Origin of the sequence: Sphingobacterium tenebrionis, assembly GCF_037126265.1 — a bacterium.
GTDB lineage: Bacteria > Bacteroidota > Bacteroidia > Sphingobacteriales > Sphingobacteriaceae > Sphingobacterium > Sphingobacterium tenebrionis.
On the sequence record NZ_JAYLLN010000031.1, the window covers coordinates 1 to 18,377 of the forward strand.

The 18,377-nt window shown below is 42.5% G+C and carries 10 protein-coding genes; all 10 read left to right on the top strand.

Annotated features, from left to right (window positions below; translation table 11 throughout):
- Nucleotides 1–419: 419 nt before the first annotated feature.
- The gene (locus VJ786_RS12175) at nt 420–1,892 is read left to right on the top strand and encodes a S10 family peptidase (protein WP_099366839.1); all 1,473 of its coding nucleotides are present in this window, start codon (nt 420–422) and stop codon (nt 1,890–1,892) included.
- A complete protein-coding gene (locus tag VJ786_RS12180) occupies nt 1,893–4,769 on the top strand; it encodes a tetratricopeptide repeat protein (protein WP_134777080.1) in 2,877 nt (958 codons plus the stop codon).
- A gap of 25 nt (nt 4,770–4,794) precedes the next feature.
- Nucleotides 4,795–6,294: a sodium/proline symporter PutP gene (gene putP / locus VJ786_RS12185; RefSeq protein WP_134777079.1), complete on the top strand. Its 1,500-nt coding sequence runs from the start codon at nt 4,795–4,797 to the stop codon at nt 6,292–6,294.
- 119 nt (nt 6,295–6,413) lie between these two features.
- Nucleotides 6,414–7,430 carry a LacI family DNA-binding transcriptional regulator gene (locus VJ786_RS12190; RefSeq protein ID WP_134777078.1) on the top strand — a complete coding sequence of 339 codons (1,017 nt, stop codon included), beginning with the start codon at nt 6,414–6,416 and terminating at the stop codon, nt 7,428–7,430.
- A 255-nt stretch (nt 7,431–7,685) separates the two neighbouring features.
- Nucleotides 7,686–10,274 carry an alpha-amylase family glycosyl hydrolase gene (locus tag VJ786_RS12195; protein WP_167554260.1) on the top strand — a complete coding sequence of 863 codons (2,589 nt, stop codon included), beginning with the start codon at nt 7,686–7,688 and terminating at the stop codon, nt 10,272–10,274.
- A gap of 18 nt (nt 10,275–10,292) precedes the next feature.
- Nucleotides 10,293–13,277: a SusC/RagA family TonB-linked outer membrane protein gene (locus tag VJ786_RS12200; RefSeq protein ID WP_134777076.1), complete on the top strand. Its 2,985-nt coding sequence runs from the start codon at nt 10,293–10,295 to the stop codon at nt 13,275–13,277.
- A gap of 10 nt (nt 13,278–13,287) precedes the next feature.
- The gene (locus VJ786_RS12205; protein WP_099366845.1) at nt 13,288–14,850 is read left to right on the top strand and encodes a RagB/SusD family nutrient uptake outer membrane protein; all 1,563 of its coding nucleotides are present in this window, start codon (nt 13,288–13,290) and stop codon (nt 14,848–14,850) included.
- A gap of 10 nt (nt 14,851–14,860) precedes the next feature.
- A complete protein-coding gene (locus tag VJ786_RS12210) occupies nt 14,861–15,838 on the top strand; it encodes a cadherin repeat domain-containing protein (RefSeq protein WP_134777075.1) in 978 nt (325 codons plus the stop codon).
- A gap of 39 nt (nt 15,839–15,877) precedes the next feature.
- Nucleotides 15,878–17,719: a glycoside hydrolase family 13 protein gene (locus VJ786_RS12215; protein ID WP_134777074.1), complete on the top strand. Its 1,842-nt coding sequence runs from the start codon at nt 15,878–15,880 to the stop codon at nt 17,717–17,719.
- Nucleotides 17,720–18,370, top strand: a complete 651-nt coding sequence (pgmB, locus tag VJ786_RS12220) for a beta-phosphoglucomutase (RefSeq protein WP_134777073.1) — start codon at nt 17,720–17,722, stop codon at nt 18,368–18,370.
- Nucleotides 18,371–18,377 lie beyond the last annotated feature (7 nt).

Here is an 18,377-nt window from a genome sequence, read left to right on the forward strand (position 1 = left end):
TTTTGGTTGCACCTTAAGATACAAAATCTTGAGGACAAAAAACAGAAAAACCCCGCCATTTTTTAATGACGGGGTTCTCTTTTAAGAGACCTTTTTAGACAGCCTCTTTCTGTTTTTATGCGTTTTTTCGTATATTCGGAGGGCTTTGAAAACCGCCACGCGTCATTGCGAGGAACGAAGCAATCTTCCCGCATGTCATGCTGAGCGTAGTCGAAGCATCTACATGTGGCACCCGTACAGATCCTTCGACTGCGCTCAGGATGACAAAGATTCGATCACAGCATTACAAAGGGCGCCGCATATCCAAAGATTGCTTCCTCGTACCTCCTCGCAATGACGGAGGGCGCCATAGGTCTAACTACTAAATACTAATTACTAAATACTAATTACTAAATACTGATTACTAATTACTAAATAAAATGAAACACCTTTTCTTTTCCATGTTGGCAGTATGCTTTATCTCCATAACACATGCCCAACGTATTCCCTTAGCTGATTCCGCGGTAACTACCAAACACCAGATCACCGCTAATGGACAAAAATTTTCCTATACAGCCAAAGCAGGCACCCAACCCGTTTGGGATAATGCTGGAAAGGTCTTGGCAACTGTTCACTATACCTATTACTACCGCGATGATATTCAGGATCGCAATAAAAGACCCTTGGTAATTTCCTTCAATGGTGGTCCAGGTTCTGGCTCCGTATGGATGCACTTGGCCTATACCGGTCCACGGTTATTGAATATTGATGATGAAGGATATCCCTTACAGCCCTATGGCGTCAAGGAAAATCCTTATACTATTCTCGATGTAGCGGACATCGTATTCATCGATCCGGTAAATACCGGTTTCTCCAGAATACTGGATGAAAAGGCAGATCGATCATTATTCTTTGGTATTAATGCCGACATCCGATATCTAGCAGAATGGTTGAATACCTTTGTGACAAGGAACAATAGATGGGCCTCTCCGAAGTATTTGATCGGGGAGAGTTATGGTACCACCCGCGTATCCGGACTTGCCCATGAACTTCAGAACAACCAATGGATGTACCTCAATGGTGTGATCTTGGTATCTCCAACAGAATTGGGAATCAAAAGGGATGGTGCCTTGGAAAAAGCCTTACGTTGGCCCTATTATGCAGCAGCAGCCTGGTTCCATAAAAAATTACCTTCCGATCTGCAGAGCAAGGAATTGGAAGCGATGCTGCCCGAGGTGGAGCAGTTCACCATGGATGAATTGTTACCGGCTATAGCAAAAGGCTCTAGCTTAGATGCCAACAGTAAAGCAGCCATCATTAAAAAGATGGCCAGGTATTCCGGATTGTCGGAAACGGTCATTGCCCAGAACAACATGGATATCTCCACCAATCTGTATTGGAAAGAACTGTTGAGGGATCAAGGTATGACCATCGGTCGTCTGGATTCCCGCTATTTGGGAATCGACATGCGCGATGGCGGAGAACGCCCCGATTTTAATGCGGAACTGACTTCCTGGTTGCATTCCTTTACTCCAGCCATTAACTACTATTATGCCAATGAACTGAAGTATAAATCGGATGTGAAATACAATATGTTCGGCAATGTTCATCCTTGGGACAACAGCAATGATAATACTGGGTACAACTTAAGACAGGCCATGGCTGCCAATCCATTCCTACATGTTATGGTTCAGTCTGGTTATTACGATGGGGCATGTGATTATTTCAATGCAAAATATAATATGTGGCAGATGGATCCATCGGGTAAACTGGCTCCAAGAATGAGCTTCAAAGGGTACCGCAGTGGACATATGATGTACCTGCGAAAAGAAGACCTGATCAAGGCCAATGAGGACATCCGACAGTTCATCAAATTATCTACTCCGAAACCCGATCAAGCAGCGAAATATTAAATGAAAAAATACTTTTTTCTTCTTTTTCTTGCTGTATCATCTGTCCTGACCCTAAATGCGCAGGACCTATTGGACGATCTACAACAGATCCAAACCAAGCTGGAAAAAGAGATCACTCAGCAGCGCAAATCGTTGGAAGATCGGAAATCCGATCCGGCGAAGGTAATGAACCGCCTACTTGACCTTGGCGATTGGACTTATGTAAACACGAAATTACCCACGATTAAGAATCTATCCAGGGTCGATAAAATCGATGTTCAAGCAAAATATAATTGGCTGAACAATGAATTCAAGATGGTCGAAGAACTTTTGAGCGAATTGAACCAGAAGGAATCCAGCCATCTAAAAATCCAGAAATGGAAAGCGATCCTCTTGATCGAAGCTTGGCAATTGGAGGAGGCAGAGCAACTGATGAAAGCTATTCTGCCGCAAACAGCCAATGACCTGGATTATGCCATGGTATTGGGAAGGGCGCTGATGCTACAGAAGAAATATCCGGAAGCATTGCAACTTGCTAACGATCTGATCAAGCATTTCCCCGATCAGGCAGCAGGTTATTTCCTAAAGGCGGATGTATTTTTCTGGGACCAGAAACCTAAAGAAGCAGAGGAAGTGTTGGTTAAAGGCTTGAAGTTGGATCCGTTCCATGCCGATGCTAGATTCTATTGTGGATATGCCATTTGGAGACGAATTGACGCCACCCAACTGGATGCCATGGTTGGACAATGGGAAATCGCCCTAAAATTGAACCCATTGCATTTCCAATCGCATTGGCATCTCGGAAATGGACATACCAACCTGACTTACGCCGATTACCTGGATAAACAGGAAAAGGAAATTAGACAAGATCTTAATCAGGCGGATAGTCTGTTCACGGCCAATAAAATCAATGAATCCTATCAGGTCATCGATCGGATTAGTACAAAATATCCAAACTCTGTATTACCGGCTATGCATAAAGCATCGCTCCTATACAGCGATTTTGATGCATTAGATCGATTAGAAAGGTTAAGGAATTCGGAGAATCTATTTATCGAAATCCTACAAAAGAAAAAACATTATGGGCCGGCGCATAATGGATTAGCGGCTGTCATTAAATCCAAACGGATCCCATACTTGAAGACATATGATCGCATCATGCAATCCCTCCGGAATCCGAAGATTGATAACATGGAAGATTTCCTGGAAGTCTTTCCCGATGTGGCTTATTATCCTGGAAATGTAGCAAAAGGAATGGCCTGGAACCAGTTATATACATCAACGGTTTACTTTCCATTCCTCGTCAAACAGCACCGCTTATTTGTGATTCCACCATTGCACATTGATTTGGCCATTGCCATGAAAGCACCTTATTTCAGGTTCAATACTACGTTTGACAATAGGCAATGGATGGATATCAGAGGCGTGGGTTCAGGTGCTGCAGCCATTGAATATGTGGAACGTGGTGCTTTTGAGGAACGAAATGTATTGCTGCATGAATATGTACACCTGTTCCACGGCATGGTACTTACCGACGAGCAGAATAGAAAGATAAAATCGCTCTATTACAGCGCGATGGAAAACGGTAGGACCTTGGACTACTATTCACAGAACAATGAATCGGAGTATTTTGCACAGACCTATCCGGCTTACTTTGAAAAAGTGAAAGTGCATCCCTTGGATTTTAAATCCATGAATACCTTGGCCGACCTGCAGACAAAGGATCCGGAAATGTATGCCTTCCTTGATCAACTGATCAAAAAAGAAAAGGCATACCTGGCAGGGGATCACAAAGCGATGGCTTCCAATTGGTCTCAGGTTTATTTGAATCTGGCAAATTATAGCAGCAGGAATGACTTGGATGAGGCGATTAGATTGATCGATACGGCCTTACAATATGATGCGACCTATCTTCCGGCAATCCTTGCCCATGCGGAATTCCTTACCTCCCAAAAGAAATTTGAAGAGGCAAACCAAAAATTGAACCAAGCAAAAGCATTGGATGCTGATTATGCGCCAATCTATTTAGCAGAAGCGCGATTATTGGGGGCAAAGGATCCTGGAAACGTCGATGGCCTGGCGAGATTATACCAAAAAGCCTATGAACTGGAAACGGATTATATGGAACAGGCAAGGATCTCTGCCACGCTCCGTAATTTTTATTTCTATCGGGGAAGGTTAGTTGAAGCCCTTGAAACGGCGGATGAATATATCAAAAAAGGATCAGAGATTTCAACCTACCTGAGGGACAGGAAAGACGAGGCAAAAATCTTTGCTGCTTGGCAGCGGGCACTATTAGGCGATAAAGAACAGCTTAAGACTTTAGCGCACATCTCTGCGCAGAAACCACAGAATTATGGCATCCGGATGCAATACCTGGAAGCTTTATTGGCCAATCAGGAAGCTGATAAAGCTTTGGAGAATCTGGATAAGATCTACCCGACCTTACAAGCAACACAAGCTGGCCGAGCTGATTTTGAATTGCTGTATGCGGAAGCCTATGCGCAGAAAGGAGATCTTAAATCCCTGTCGGATTTCTTAGCAAAATTGATGGTGAGGGACGGTGATCCTTCCAGAACTTCGCCCGTAAATAACCTGAAAATCACTAGGCTGTTAATAGCGCAGAATAGGATAGCGGAAGCAGAGGCTTTCTTCAACAAAATGGAGGGAGAGCATTCTTCCCTATATTATGCATCTGAAGAATTGACTAAGGCGCTTTTCTCCATGAAAAAAGGGGGTAGCGAAGCCGCTTTCCTTCAGATCCAAAAAGCCTTGGATTTCTATCCTTATCAGATGGACGCCTTAAAGACCTTAAAAGAATGGTCGTCAAAGATGCCTGAGGCAAAAATTATATTGGATAATCATTTAAAAACCATGGAAATTCTTCCAAAATTATAGCATCTTTATCTTTTCAATTAACCATATGAATATATACGAACTTATTTCCATCACCATTTACATGCTGTTAATGGTCTCGATCGGATTTTATTCCTGGAAGAAATCCACATCCAATTCGGAAGAATTTCTGATCGGGGGTAGAAAAATGGGGGCGGCAGTTACTGCCTTATCTGCTGGTGCAGCGGATATGAGCGGTTGGCTTTTGATGGGATTGCCCGGTGCGATGTACCTTTCTGGACTATCCGCAGCATGGATCGCTATTGGTCTTACCATTGGAGCATTCTTCAATTATGTGATCGTAGCGCCTCGAATAAGGGTCTATACCGAAGTAGCTAAAAACGCCATTACCCTTCCGGTATTCTTTGAAAACCGTTTCCAGGATAAGACCCAGCTGCTGAAGTTGGTTTCATCCATCCTGATCTTGGTATTCTTTACCTTATATACCTCAGCGGGTATGGTTTCTGGTGGACGATTGTTTGAATCGGCCTTTAATATGGACTACTATACCGGTTTGTTCCTCACTGCGTCGGTGGTAGTGCTCTATACCTTCTTAGGAGGTTTCCTGGCAGTGAGTCTAACAGATTTTGTGCAAGGGACGATCATGGTGTTGGCTTTGGTGATTCTTCCCATCGTATTAATCTCCCAGTTGGGAGGGTTAGGAACGACCATGGATATCATCGAAAACAAGAACAGCAATTACCTCGATCTGTTTAAAGGAACCACTACGGTCTCCATTGTTTCGCTATTGGCTTGGGGTTTGGGCTATTTTGGACAACCACATATTTTGGTTCGTTTTATGGCGATTGACAGTGTGAAGGATATTCCGAAGGCCAGAAGAATTGGGATCACCTGGATGATATTTACCGTTGGGGGCGCCATGTTGGTTGGTCTTTTCGGTATTGCCTATCTCCAACAGTTCGACCAAGCTACCATGACCAAGTTTGATGGCTCGAAGGAAGCGTCAGAAACTATCTTTATCCATCTTTCCCGTGTATTGTTCCATCCATTGATCGGAGGATTTTTATTGTCCGCCATCTTGGCCGCCGTTATGAGTACGATTTCTTCCCAACTTTTGGTGACTTCCAGTTCCATGACCGAGGATATTTATAAGACTTTTTTCAATAAACAGGCTTCGGCAAAGAATATGCTTTTGGTGAGTAGGATTTCGGTATTGATTGTTGCTGTCATCGCTATTCTTTTGTCGCTGACACCTAAAGATAGTATCCTTAATCTGGTAGGTAATGCCTGGGCAGGTTTCGGTGCTGCATTTGGTCCGATCATTATTTTATCGTTGGTGTGGAAAAGAACAACCGCCATAGCAGGTCTTTTGGGCATGTTGGTTGGCGCAGCGACCGTATTGATCTGGGTTTATGTTCCTCATGATTATAAAGCGGTATATGAAATCATCCCTGGATTTTTATTGGGATTTTTGACTATTGTGCTTGTTTCGTTAATAACCAAACCAGCATCGAAAGAGGTACAGGAGGAGTTTGATAAGGTAAATTCGATCTTAAAAGAAGGTTAATAAGGGTTTAAATAAACAAGATTTTTTCAATCAGTTAAAGGCTTGCCGAATATTGGCAAGCCTTTTATTTTTAAATTAGGATAATTGCCATATCTTTGAGCCGCAACCATATACATTATATGTCTCAATTAACTATTATCGATCTGGCCGCAAAACTTGGACTTTCAAAGTCTACGGTATCCCGTGCTTTTCGGAATAGTAACGACATCAACCCGGAAACAAAGGCACGTATCTTGGCAATGGCTGAAGAAATTGGGTTCTCACCTAATCTTCATGCCAGTAACTTGCGGGTTAGCAAGAGCCAAACAATTGCGATTATCATTCCTGAATTTGGAAATAAATTCTTCAGTCAGGCGATCAAAGGAATAGAATTGGTAACACGATCCAAAGGATATCATACCTTGATTTATGTGACAGACCATCAGGTTCAGAACGAAGCATCCATTATCCGTTCCCTTTCCAATGGTAGGGTAGATGGTATTCTGATGTCGGCTTCGGGCGAAGGCAATGATCATAGCCATTTGAACCTGTTGAAGGATAATAATATTCCCATTGTCTTCTTTGATCGAAATTATGATGATATCAATACCGTCTATGTGACGGGTAATGATGAAGAGGCCAGTTTCCTAGCAACCGAACATCTGATAAAAAATGGTTGTAAACGAATTGCCTATTTGGTCATCAATCCCAATATTTCCATAGGTAAAGTCCGCATGGATGGTTACAAAAGGGCCTTAAAAAAATACAAGATTCCTGTAGATGATCAATTGGTATTGGATACTGTGAACCAAGCGGAACTGAATACGGAAGATATCCGTGAATTGTTGAGAGATGCAAAACCGGATGGCATCCTTGCCTCGGTAGAGCGTCTAGCCATTTCCACCTTACGTGTGGCGAAAGAGGAAGGAATTGCAGTGCCTGAAGATTTGAAGTTGATCTGTTTCTCTTGTTTGGATATTACCGATCTGTTGAACCCTTCACTTTCCGTGGTAAAACAACCTGCATTTGAAATGGGAAAAGTGGCGGCTACCTATTTATTTGAATCCCTTGCTAAACCGGTAAAATTAGAGGAACAGCAAACTATCATCCTGGATTCCAGTCTCATTTATCAAGATTCCAGTAAAAAAATATCATAAATTTCTTGCTTAATAAAAAATATCCTCTTATCTTCGATTAGTTTCGGGAACATTCCCAACTAAACATTGAAATCAATTAAAATTATAAACCTACTGCAATCCATCAATTGTCGTAGCAAAGATTAAATATTAAAATCATCTTATTTTTAGGCTTGAACACCAACATCTTGTTTTGGTTTTCCTGTTAGCTGAAGTATCCATGATTTTTTTGCACACATTCTGGGAACGTTCCCAAGGATGCCAAATCGTAAGCAAATGAGAAAGTTAATCATATTTCTTTTAATCGCTAATAGTTTATGGAGCTTTATGGCCTGTAAGAAGGCCGTGCCAACCGATGAACCCGATCCTATAGCAGTAAGTACAGAGGGTTTATTGTCGGTAGAGCAAGGCTTTCTCTATTGGAATGATCAAGCTACTTTGCTATTTGATCCTTCCAAAGGGAATGCAGAATTAAAAGGCGAAAACGGAGATTTATACCTGCATATGGGTCTGATCACAGCCGCCAGTGCTGGTGCGCAGGATTGGAAAAATGTAATCAGCTCCTGGACGAGCAATGATGCTTCCTTCAAAATGACCAAAAGAAATGATGGTAAATATGCTTTTACATTAAATCCAAGTGTTCTCTATAAACTTTCCAATGGAAATGATGTCAAGTACTTAGCCTTATTGGTAAGAAATGGAACAGGCACTAAAGTAGGTCGAAATAAAGATGGTTCAGATCTATATATTCCAATAGCAAAGAAGGAAGGATTAGCCATCCGATTCAATAAACCTGTTACCCAACCTACCTACCTGCTAAAAACGGAGCAGGAAAGTTATGCTGTTCAAGAAGAAGTTAGTTTTGAGATCATGGCTAACCAATCCGGGAAAATCAGCCTGAGTTTGGACGGTGTTCAGATCGGGGTTGAAGAAAACAGTAAAACCTTGAAAGCTAGCCATAAATTAACCAAGGTAGGTTTACATAATTTCTTGGCTAAGATTGAAGCTAATGGACAGCAAAGCACTCAGAATCTTGAAGTATTTGTTACCGGATCGTCCAATGTGGCAGAATTGCCAGCTGGTGTAAATCCAAATGGGGTAAGCATCGATAGAAGCAACAATACGGTCACCTTTGCACTGAGCGCTCCACAGAAACAATCGGTTTTTTTGTTGGGTGATTTCAATCAATATCAGGCTTCTGAAAAATATGTATTAAATAAAACCCCAGATGGGAAGACTTTTTGGATCAGGTTGACCGACCTTAATCTGAACCAGGATTATACTTATCAATTTATGGTAGATGGCAAGCTTCGGATTGCTGACCCGTATAGCCATTTGGTTTTAGATCCTGCCCATGATGCTGGAATTAAATCTTCCTATAGGTCAAGTTTGCCTAATTATCCTGCGCAAGCTCAGGGTATAGTATCTGTGTTGAATTTAAAGGCATCCTCCTACAACTGGAAGATCAGCCAATTCAACAAACCCAATCCATACGATCTGGTGATCTATGAAACTTTGGTCAGGGATTTTGTCCAAAGCCATGATTATACAACATTGAAGGATTCTATCAGCTATTTTGAAAAATTAGGAGTTAATGCCATAGAATTGATGCCTATCCAAGAGTCAGAAGGGAATTCCACCTGGGGTTATAACCCATCCTTCCATTTGGCTCTGGACAAATATTATGGAACGCAGGATGAGTTGAAAGCATTTGTTGATGCCTGCCACCAGAAGGGGATGGCCGTGATTTTGGATGTGGTCTTGAACCATGCCTTTGGACAATCGCCCATGGTGCAATTATACTTTGAGAATGGAGCCCCAACGGCTTCCAATCCTTGGTTCAATCCAATCGCGATGCATCCTTTTAATGTAGGTTATGATATGAACCATGAGAGCAATCTCAGCCAGACTTTTGTAAAAGACGTTTTAAAATATTGGTTAAGTGAATATAAGGTGGATGGGTTCCGTTTTGATTTATCAAAAGGGTTTACACAAAAGAACTCCGGCACTTCAGAATCAGCGGTCGGGGCATGGTCCGCCTATGATGCTAGCCGGGTTCAATTGTGGAAGATGTACAACAGTTACATCAAGACCATAGATCCTACTGCTTATGTGATCCTGGAACACTTCGCGGATGACCGAGAAGAGAAAGAATTGGCAGAAGCTGAGATGTTCCTCTGGAATAACCTGAACCAGGCATTCAATGAGGCCACCATGGGCTATAACAGCGATAATAAATCCGATCTCTCCCGCTTATTTGCACAGAATAGAGGCTTTTCTAATCCAAACCTCATCAGTTACATGGAATCCCATGACGAAGAACGGATCATGTTCAAAAACCTGCAGTATGGCAACACCTCCGGAAGTTATTCCATCAAGCAATTGCCTACCGCTATTGATCGAAATAGCATGGCAGCAAGCTTCCTACTGTTTGCACCAGGACCAAAAATGATCTGGCAATTCGGGGAATTGGGTTATGAAATCTCCATTGATCAAAATGGAAGGACAGGAGAGAAGCCAATCAAATGGGAATATTTCAACGATCCGATCCGGACCAAGCTCTTCAAGAACTATGCGAAAATGATCCGTTTGAAAAAGGCAAATTCTATTTTCCGAAACGCGACTTTGCAGGCATCTTCCTTGAATGCTGCCGTGAAATATTACCTATTGGAAAGTGCTGGACAGAAGGTCCTGATCATCGGCAATTTTGATGTAGTGCAACAGCAACTTAACATCAGTGCTGCCATGGCGGGTACTTGGCACGACAATTTAAATAACCAAAGCAAAACCTTAACAACACAAAGTGGAATACAACTGGCTCCTGGGGAGTACTTTGTATTGAGCAATAACAAACTAAATTACTAAACAACAAAACACACAATTATGAGCAAATTATTTACTCGTGCCATTTTAAGCATCGGATTACTGATGTTGATGAGCATGTCTGTATTTGCCCAGACTGCAAGTTTGACCGGACGTATCACCGACTCGGAAGGACAGGCAGTTTTAGGTGCTACAGTCCAGGTTCAGGGAACTCAAGCGGCAACAGCTTCAGGTCCTGAAGGAGCCTACAGTTTTCAGAACATTGCCGTAGGAAACCAGACCATTACGGTAACCGCCATGGGCTATAAAACAGCTTCAAAAGCAATCGCGATCAAAGCTGGAGAAAACGTGCTGGACATCGTGATCGAAAATACGGCTAGCGATCTAGATGAGATCGTGGTGATTGGTTATGGTGTAGCGAGAAAGAAACAGATTTCCGGATCGGTAGCCAGTGTAGGTCCAAAGGATTTCAATAAAGGGGTGGTTAGCTCGCCAGATCAATTATTGGCGGGTAAAGTAGCGGGTCTAACCGTAAACCGTTCGGGTGGTGATCCAACGGCGGGAGCTACGGTACAACTTCGTGGACCTTCTTCCTTAACAGCAAGTTCATCTCCTTTATATGTGATCGATGGGGTAGTGGGTGCCAATATTGAATTGGTAGCACCCGATGACATCGTTTCCATGGATGTGATGAAAGACGCTTCATCCACCGCTATCTACGGTTCCCGCGCAGCAAATGGGGTTATCTTCGTGACCACAAAAAGAGGTAAGGCCGGAACCCCAGTTTTAAGTTATAGTGGATACGCCGCAACCGAAAGAATCGCCAACCAAGTAAATGTCCTGAGCGCTGCTGAACATGCGGCCTTTGTAGAAGAGCATGGTTTGGCTGTTTCCCCATCGGAAGCTGGGCACACCACCGATTGGCAAGAAGCCATCACCAGAACTGGATTTTCACATAACCACAACCTGTCCATGACCGGCGGTTCTGAAGGAACACGTTATAATGCATCCATCAATTATTTCAGCAATCAAGGTATTGTGAAAAGAAATGATCTTGAGCGTATTGTAGCAAGGGTTGGTCTGGATCAGAATGCCTTTGATGACCGCTTGAAATTGGCTTTGAACTTAGCCAACAGCTTGAATAGATCCAACCATGTTGACTATGGAATATTCAATGGTGCAGCTCGCTTTGTGCCGACTTCTCCGATCATGAGTGATGATCCTACTTATGCACCTTATGGAGGTTATTTCCAAGTGCCGGGAAGAACAGGCTACATGAATCCTGTAGCGATGTTGAACCAACGCGATGAGAACAGAAACAATAATACCTTATTGGCAAGCTTAAAAGCTGATTTAACTTTATACAAAGGGTTGACTTGGACCAATGTGCTTTCCTACCAACAAAATCAATATGATCGCAAGTACTATATGCACCGTACGGATTTTGATTCCAATGCATTGGGACAAGGTTTTGCACAACGCACGAACCTGAAAAACATCGATCAGATCTTAGAGAGTTATCTGAACTATAACCTTACGAAAGATCAGCATGCTTTTGATGCGATGGTGGGTTATTCTTACCAAAAAACCAAAAACAATGATGGTGTAATAGCACGTTCAACCGGTTTCCTTTCGGATGACTTAGGAGCAAACAACCTGAACCTAGGTACTTTGCCAAATGGATATAATCCTTTCCAAGATTATCCATACATTCTGGAATCCTTATTGATTTCCTACTACGGTCGTGTGGGTTATACTTTTGCTGATAAATATATCTTAAGTGCAGCCGTTCGACGTGATGGATCTTCAAAATTTGGTGCGAACAACCGTTGGGCAACCTTTGGTTCCGTTTCTGGAGCTTGGCGAATCAGCGAAGAGGCGTTCATGAAAGACCAAACGATCTTTTCCGATTTGAAATTGAAGGCAGGTTATGGTGTTTCGGGTAACCAAAACATCGATCCTTACCGCCAGATCATCATTTTCGGTCCTCGTGATGGCCAATTCTATTACAACGGTGAATGGGTGAATGCCTACGGCGTAAACCAAAATGAAAACCCTGACCTGAAATGGGAAAGCACTTCCATGTTTAACGCAGGAATCGATTTTGAATTGCTAAAAGGAAGATTCTCTGGTTCCATTGAATATTACAACAAGGAAACCAAAGACCTCTTATACGAATATGATGTTCCTTCGCCTCCTTACCAATATAATAGATTATTGGCAAATGGTGCATCCATGACCAATAAAGGGGTAGAGGTGGTGTTGAATGCAGTAGTATATCGCAACGAGAACTTCTCTTACAATACCTCCGTAAATTTTGCCCGTAACATCAATAAGGTGGGAAGTTTAGCTTCCAATATCGAGAACATCGGGGTATCACAACGCTTTGAAGGTGGTATCGGATTGGAAGGATGGACGGGTCAAACAGCATCTATCGTATTGCCTGGACATGCTTTGGGAACTTTCTATGTTGCCAATTATATAGGTTATGATGAAGCAACCCAAAAAACAATTTACCAAAAACCTAATGGTGAGCTGGTGACCCAAGATCAGATCTCCGCACCGGATGACTATATGGTCATGGGACAGGCTTTACCAAAATTCACATACGGATGGAATAACAACTTCCAATTCAAAAACTGGGATTTCAACTTCTTCCTAAGAGGCATGTATGGTAACCAGATCTTTAATGCTACACGTGCAGATCTTTCCAGATTACAACAGGCAAATGTGACCAATATTTCCAAAGATGCTGTAGAAGAAGGAATCTTTGAAACACCATTGATTGCTTCTAGCAGGTTCTTGGAAGATGGGTCTTTCCTACGTCTTGACAATGCAACTTTAGGTTATACCTTCAAAACAGGAAACTTACGTCATCTCAAAAATGCACGTGTTTATCTAACAGCACAGAATTTATTTACGATTACGAATTATAGTGGAGTAGATCCAGAAGTAGGCTTAGGTGGTTTGGCACCAGGTATTGATAATAGAAATTATTATCCAAAAACTAGATCATTCTCTATGGGAGTAAACTTCACCTTTTAATCTGTAAGTCATGAAAAGAAATTATAGCAAACTCTATTTAATGGTAGCCCTAGGGCTAACCTTGGCGGGTCAATCTTGTACCAAATTTGATGACAAGATGTACTCGGCCTATACCGAAGATACTTTCCCGAAAACGCCTGAACAATTTGTGGCCGTTACGGGACCTGTTTATACCTCTGCCAGAGGATATTTCGACAATTATTTCAGTTTACAAACGGGAGGAGCAGACGAAGTGGTGGTGCCAACCCGTGGTGGTGACTGGTTTGATGGTGGAAAATGGCGCGATATGCATTTCCATACCTGGTCGTCTTCCCATGAGGTGGTGAGCAATACCTGGGATTGGGGTTTCAATGCCATCGGTACCTGTAACCGGGTATTGAGTATCCTGGAAAATGCACCGGATTCCGATACCAAAGCCCAAACTTTGGCTGAGATCAAAGTGATGCGTGCCTGGTATTATTACCTGATGATGGACGCCTATGGAAATCTACCTTTGGTTACTTCCTTTGATACGGGTACAGAATTGCCTAGTACCAAACCCCGTGCAGAAATCTATGATTTCATCGTAAAGGAATTGGAAGAGAACTTGGCGAATCTGAATGAGGAAAAATCGGAGGCTACCTATGCCAGACCGACGAAATGGTTTGCCCATGCTTTATTGGCAAAGGTATATTTGAATGCACAGGTTTATGCGGGGACTGCCCAATGGAATAAAGTTGTGGAGCATTCCAATGCGGTAATCAACTCAGGAAAATACAGCTTAGAGGCCGATTTTTTGGCTCAATTTAAGCCAGATAACGGTTCTTCCAGTACAGAACCTATATTCTCCATTCCATTTGATGCGACCCGCGCAGGCGGTAATACCCTTTTCTTGCGTGTATTACACTATGCCCACCGCCAAACCTTCGAGTTGAGTACCAACCCTTGGAATGGCTGGAGTACACAGCCTGCCTATTTCGACTATTTTGAAAACGATGATATCCGGAAGCAACAATGGTTATACGGCCAACAATATACTTCCACAGGCCAACCTTTGGTCTATGACAATGTCAACATTGTGATCGACCCTTACGGCTTTAACTTATTACCAGGATCAGATTTCGATATTGGTGGTGCAAATGATGGCGGTCGTTTGGCTGGAGCACGTTGTATCAAATACTACCCAGACAAAAACCAGTTGAACAATAATGCTGGAAATGATGTGGTGGTGATGCGTTTGGCAGATGTTTACCTGATGAAAGCCGAGGCTATTCTTCGTGGGGCAACCAACGGAAATGCGGGCGAAGCATTGACAGCAGCAAACATGGTTCGTGGAAGAGCATTCCCTAGCACGCCATCTAAACAATTCACTGCAAGTAGCTTGACCTTAGATGCCATCTATAGAGAGCGCGCGTTGGAATTTACTTTTGAGTTGACCCGTAGAACGGATATGATCCGTTTTGGAAGATGGGAGAATGCGCAATTGTTCAAACCAGCAAATGCTGCAGAAACCTATAAACGTCTTTTCCCTATTCCGGCAAAAGCCAGGGCGAACAATAACAACTTAACACAAAATCCAGGTTATACCAATTAACAGAAAGATCATGAAATTAAACATAAAGAATAGCTTATTGGCCATCGTTGGTCTCAGCATATTGTTCTTCGCTTCCTGTAAAAAAGTGGAGCATGGAATCGATGAACAGGTAGTCTCCATCAATCAGGGAACTACATCCATCATTCAGGTTGGAAAACCGCTAAAAGTAGGATTCATCAGTAATATGGTTTCTGATTTTGAATTCGCCGTGGTCAAGGACTCCAGCTCTTCGGAAGCCTTATTTACCGAACAGGTAAACCTGGAAGGGAATAAGATCGTTGAAAAGGAATTTGACCTGAAGTCGAACGATACTTGGGTGGGTGATGCCCTATTGAAGATCACTTACCAGGCAAATGGGCAAACGGTTAGCAAGTTCAAAGCGATCACCTTTACGGAAAGTAACCCTGTGATGTACATTGTAGGTGGTTCTATTGGTGCGGGATGGTCTCCAGAACTTTCCGTTGCCATGAAACTGCAAAATGCAGATAGCAAGACTAAATTTGAAATCTATGAATATATTGATGTGACCGGAGGTGGTTTTAAATTCCTACCAACCAACATCAATTGGGATGGTGCTTTTGGAAAGGGTGCTGCAGCAGGATCATTATTACAGGATGGCGGAGCAGGAAACCTAGAAGCTGCAAGCTCTGGTTTCTACCGTATCCGCATGGATGCAGAGGCACTTACCTATGAATTGCTGAAAACCAGTTGGGCTATCGTTGGAAGTGCAACACCAGGTGGTTGGGAAGCAGATACGGATATGTCTTTTTCGAACAGCAAAGGAACATATGTATGGAAAGTCAAGGCAAATCTAGCAGCCGGTGAATTGAAGTTCAGGGCAAATGATGCTTGGGATATCAACTTGGGTGGAAGTTTGACCGAGCTTACGCAAGATGGTCCAAACTTGGCCATTGCTGCTCCTGGGGTTTATGATATCGAATTGAGTCTACACCCATCTGGATATACCGCTAAGATTACTAAAAACTAAACGATAGGGAGCCCAGCTCCCTATTCTTACCTATTTAATATGAGAATCTATCTTTTGAGCAGCATATTTATGCTGTTGCAGACCCTTATTGTCTTTGGTCAGGAGAAAATCCAGCGCATAGAACCCATCAATTGGTGGGTAGGGATGAAGGATTCCAAGCTACAATTGATCCTTTATGGACAAGGTGTTGGGAAGTTGACGGCCAAATCGCCAAAGGCAGGATTTCGTCTATTGAAACAACATCAAGTAGAAAATCCCAACTACCTGTTCTTGGATATGGAAATTGCTGCAGACGCGAAATCGGGAGAATATCCTATCCAATTGTTCGATCGTGATAAACAAGTGTTCAGCTATGGCTATCAACTGATGGATAGAAACCAAGAGCAGGTAAAAGCACAAGGCGTAAATGCCTCCGATTTTATTTATCTCATCATGCCCGATCGCTTTGCAAATGGAAACCCAAAGAATGACCGAGTAAAAGGAATGCGGGAGATGGCGGTCAATAGAGATTCCATGTATTATCGACATGGCGGCGATCTGCAAGGACTCATCGGCAAACTCGATTACTTGAAGGACCTGGGAATTACAGCCGTATGGTTAACTCCAGTCTTAACTAATGATATGCCCCAAGCGTCTTACCATGGATATGCCAATACCGAAAATTATCAGGTAGACCCTCGTTTTGGAAGTAACCAAGATTACCAGAACCTGGGGGCTGAACTGCATAAAAGGGGGATGAAACTGGTTCATGATGTGGTTCCGAACCATGTTGGTATTTACCATTGGACGGTCATGGATAAACCGTTTTCCGATTGGCTACATGAATGGCCAACCTTTACCCAAACCACCTATAAGGATCAAACCATTTTTGACCCTTATGGAGCCAAGGAGGACAAAGAACTAATGGAAAAAGGATGGTTTGTGAAAACCATGCCGGATATGAATCAACAAAATCCCTTCGTCGTAAATTACATCACCCAGAGTCATATCTGGTGGATCGAATTTGCAGGTGTAGATGGGTTCCGAATTGATACCTATCCCTACAATGACCTGCAGTTCATGGCAAATTGGACGGATAGGATCCGAAAAGAATATCCAACCTTCAGTTTCTTTGGAGAAACCTGGGTACCAGGTATTGCCAACCAGGCTTATTTCCTGGGTGGACAACAAGTTGGTCAATCTGTGGACACTAAATTGGAAGGAGTTACGGACTTTCAGTTAAACTATGCCATTTCCGATGCCCTTAAAGAGCATAAGGATGGCGCCAATAGGTTATATAGTACCTTGGGCGCCGATTACCTTTATCCCAATCCCTATGCACATGTCCTGTTTTTGGATAATCATGATAAGGATCGCTTCTTTTCTGTTGTTGGTGAAAACGTGGAAAAATATAAATCAGCGATGAGTTGGTTGTTGACTTATAGGGGTATTCCACAGATCTATTATGGTGCTGAAATCCTGATGAAAAACTTTAATAATCCTGATGGGTTGTTAAGGGAAGATTTTAAAGGTGGGTTCCCAGGTGATAAAGTGGATAAGTTCCAACAGACTGGAAGAACAGCGCAGGAAGAAGACATATTTAGGCATATCCAAAAATTGGCCAATTTTAGAAAGAATAGTCCTGTCCTTCAAACTGGAAAACTCCAGCATTATGTCCCAATTGACAATATCTATGTTTATTTCCGATACAATGATTCCCAAAAGATCATGGTTATAATGAACCTCAATAGCGAAGCTAAAAGCATCTCCTTAGATCGTTTTGATCGCATGATTGGATCAAACAGCCTATTTGATTTGCTATCCGATAAAAAAGAAACTGGAGGTGACATTATTAGCCTGAAACCATTTGAAACAAAAATTTACAAGCTCCAAAATAAATAAATGAAGAAGATCACTGCATTATTAGAGAAAGCCGAAGCCGTCATATTTGATTTGGATGGAGTGTTGGTGGATACCGCCGTATTTCATTATCAGGCATGGAAACGATTAGCCGATGAGCTGGGAATCCCTTTCGATATTGAAAAAAATGAAGCATTGAAAGGTATCAGTAGGATGGACTCCTTAGACAAAATTTTAGCTTGGGGAGAGGTCCAAAAAACTGACGCAGAAAAACAACAATTGGCCGAACGGAAGAATGAATGGTATCTCGAATTGTTGGATACGATGAAAACCGGCGATGTACTTCCAGGGACGATTGCCTTGCTAAGTTGGTTAAAGGATAACCATAAGAAAATTGCATTAGGTTCTGCCAGTAAAAATGCACCTGCCATTTTAGAGAAAACCGGTATAATAGAATATTTCGATGCGGTTATTGATGGTAATTCCGTCAGTAGGTCGAAACCAGATCCTCAGGTTTTCCTCTTGGGAGCCGAAAAATTGGGCGCAGATCCAGCAAACTGTGTAGTCTTTGAAGATGCGCAATCGGGTATCGAGGCAGCTATAGCTGCCGGAATGCAAGTTGTGGCCGTGGATAAAGATGCGGTATTAAGAGATTATGATGAACGAGTTAATAGTTTAGTGGAGGCGATTTAAGTATTCC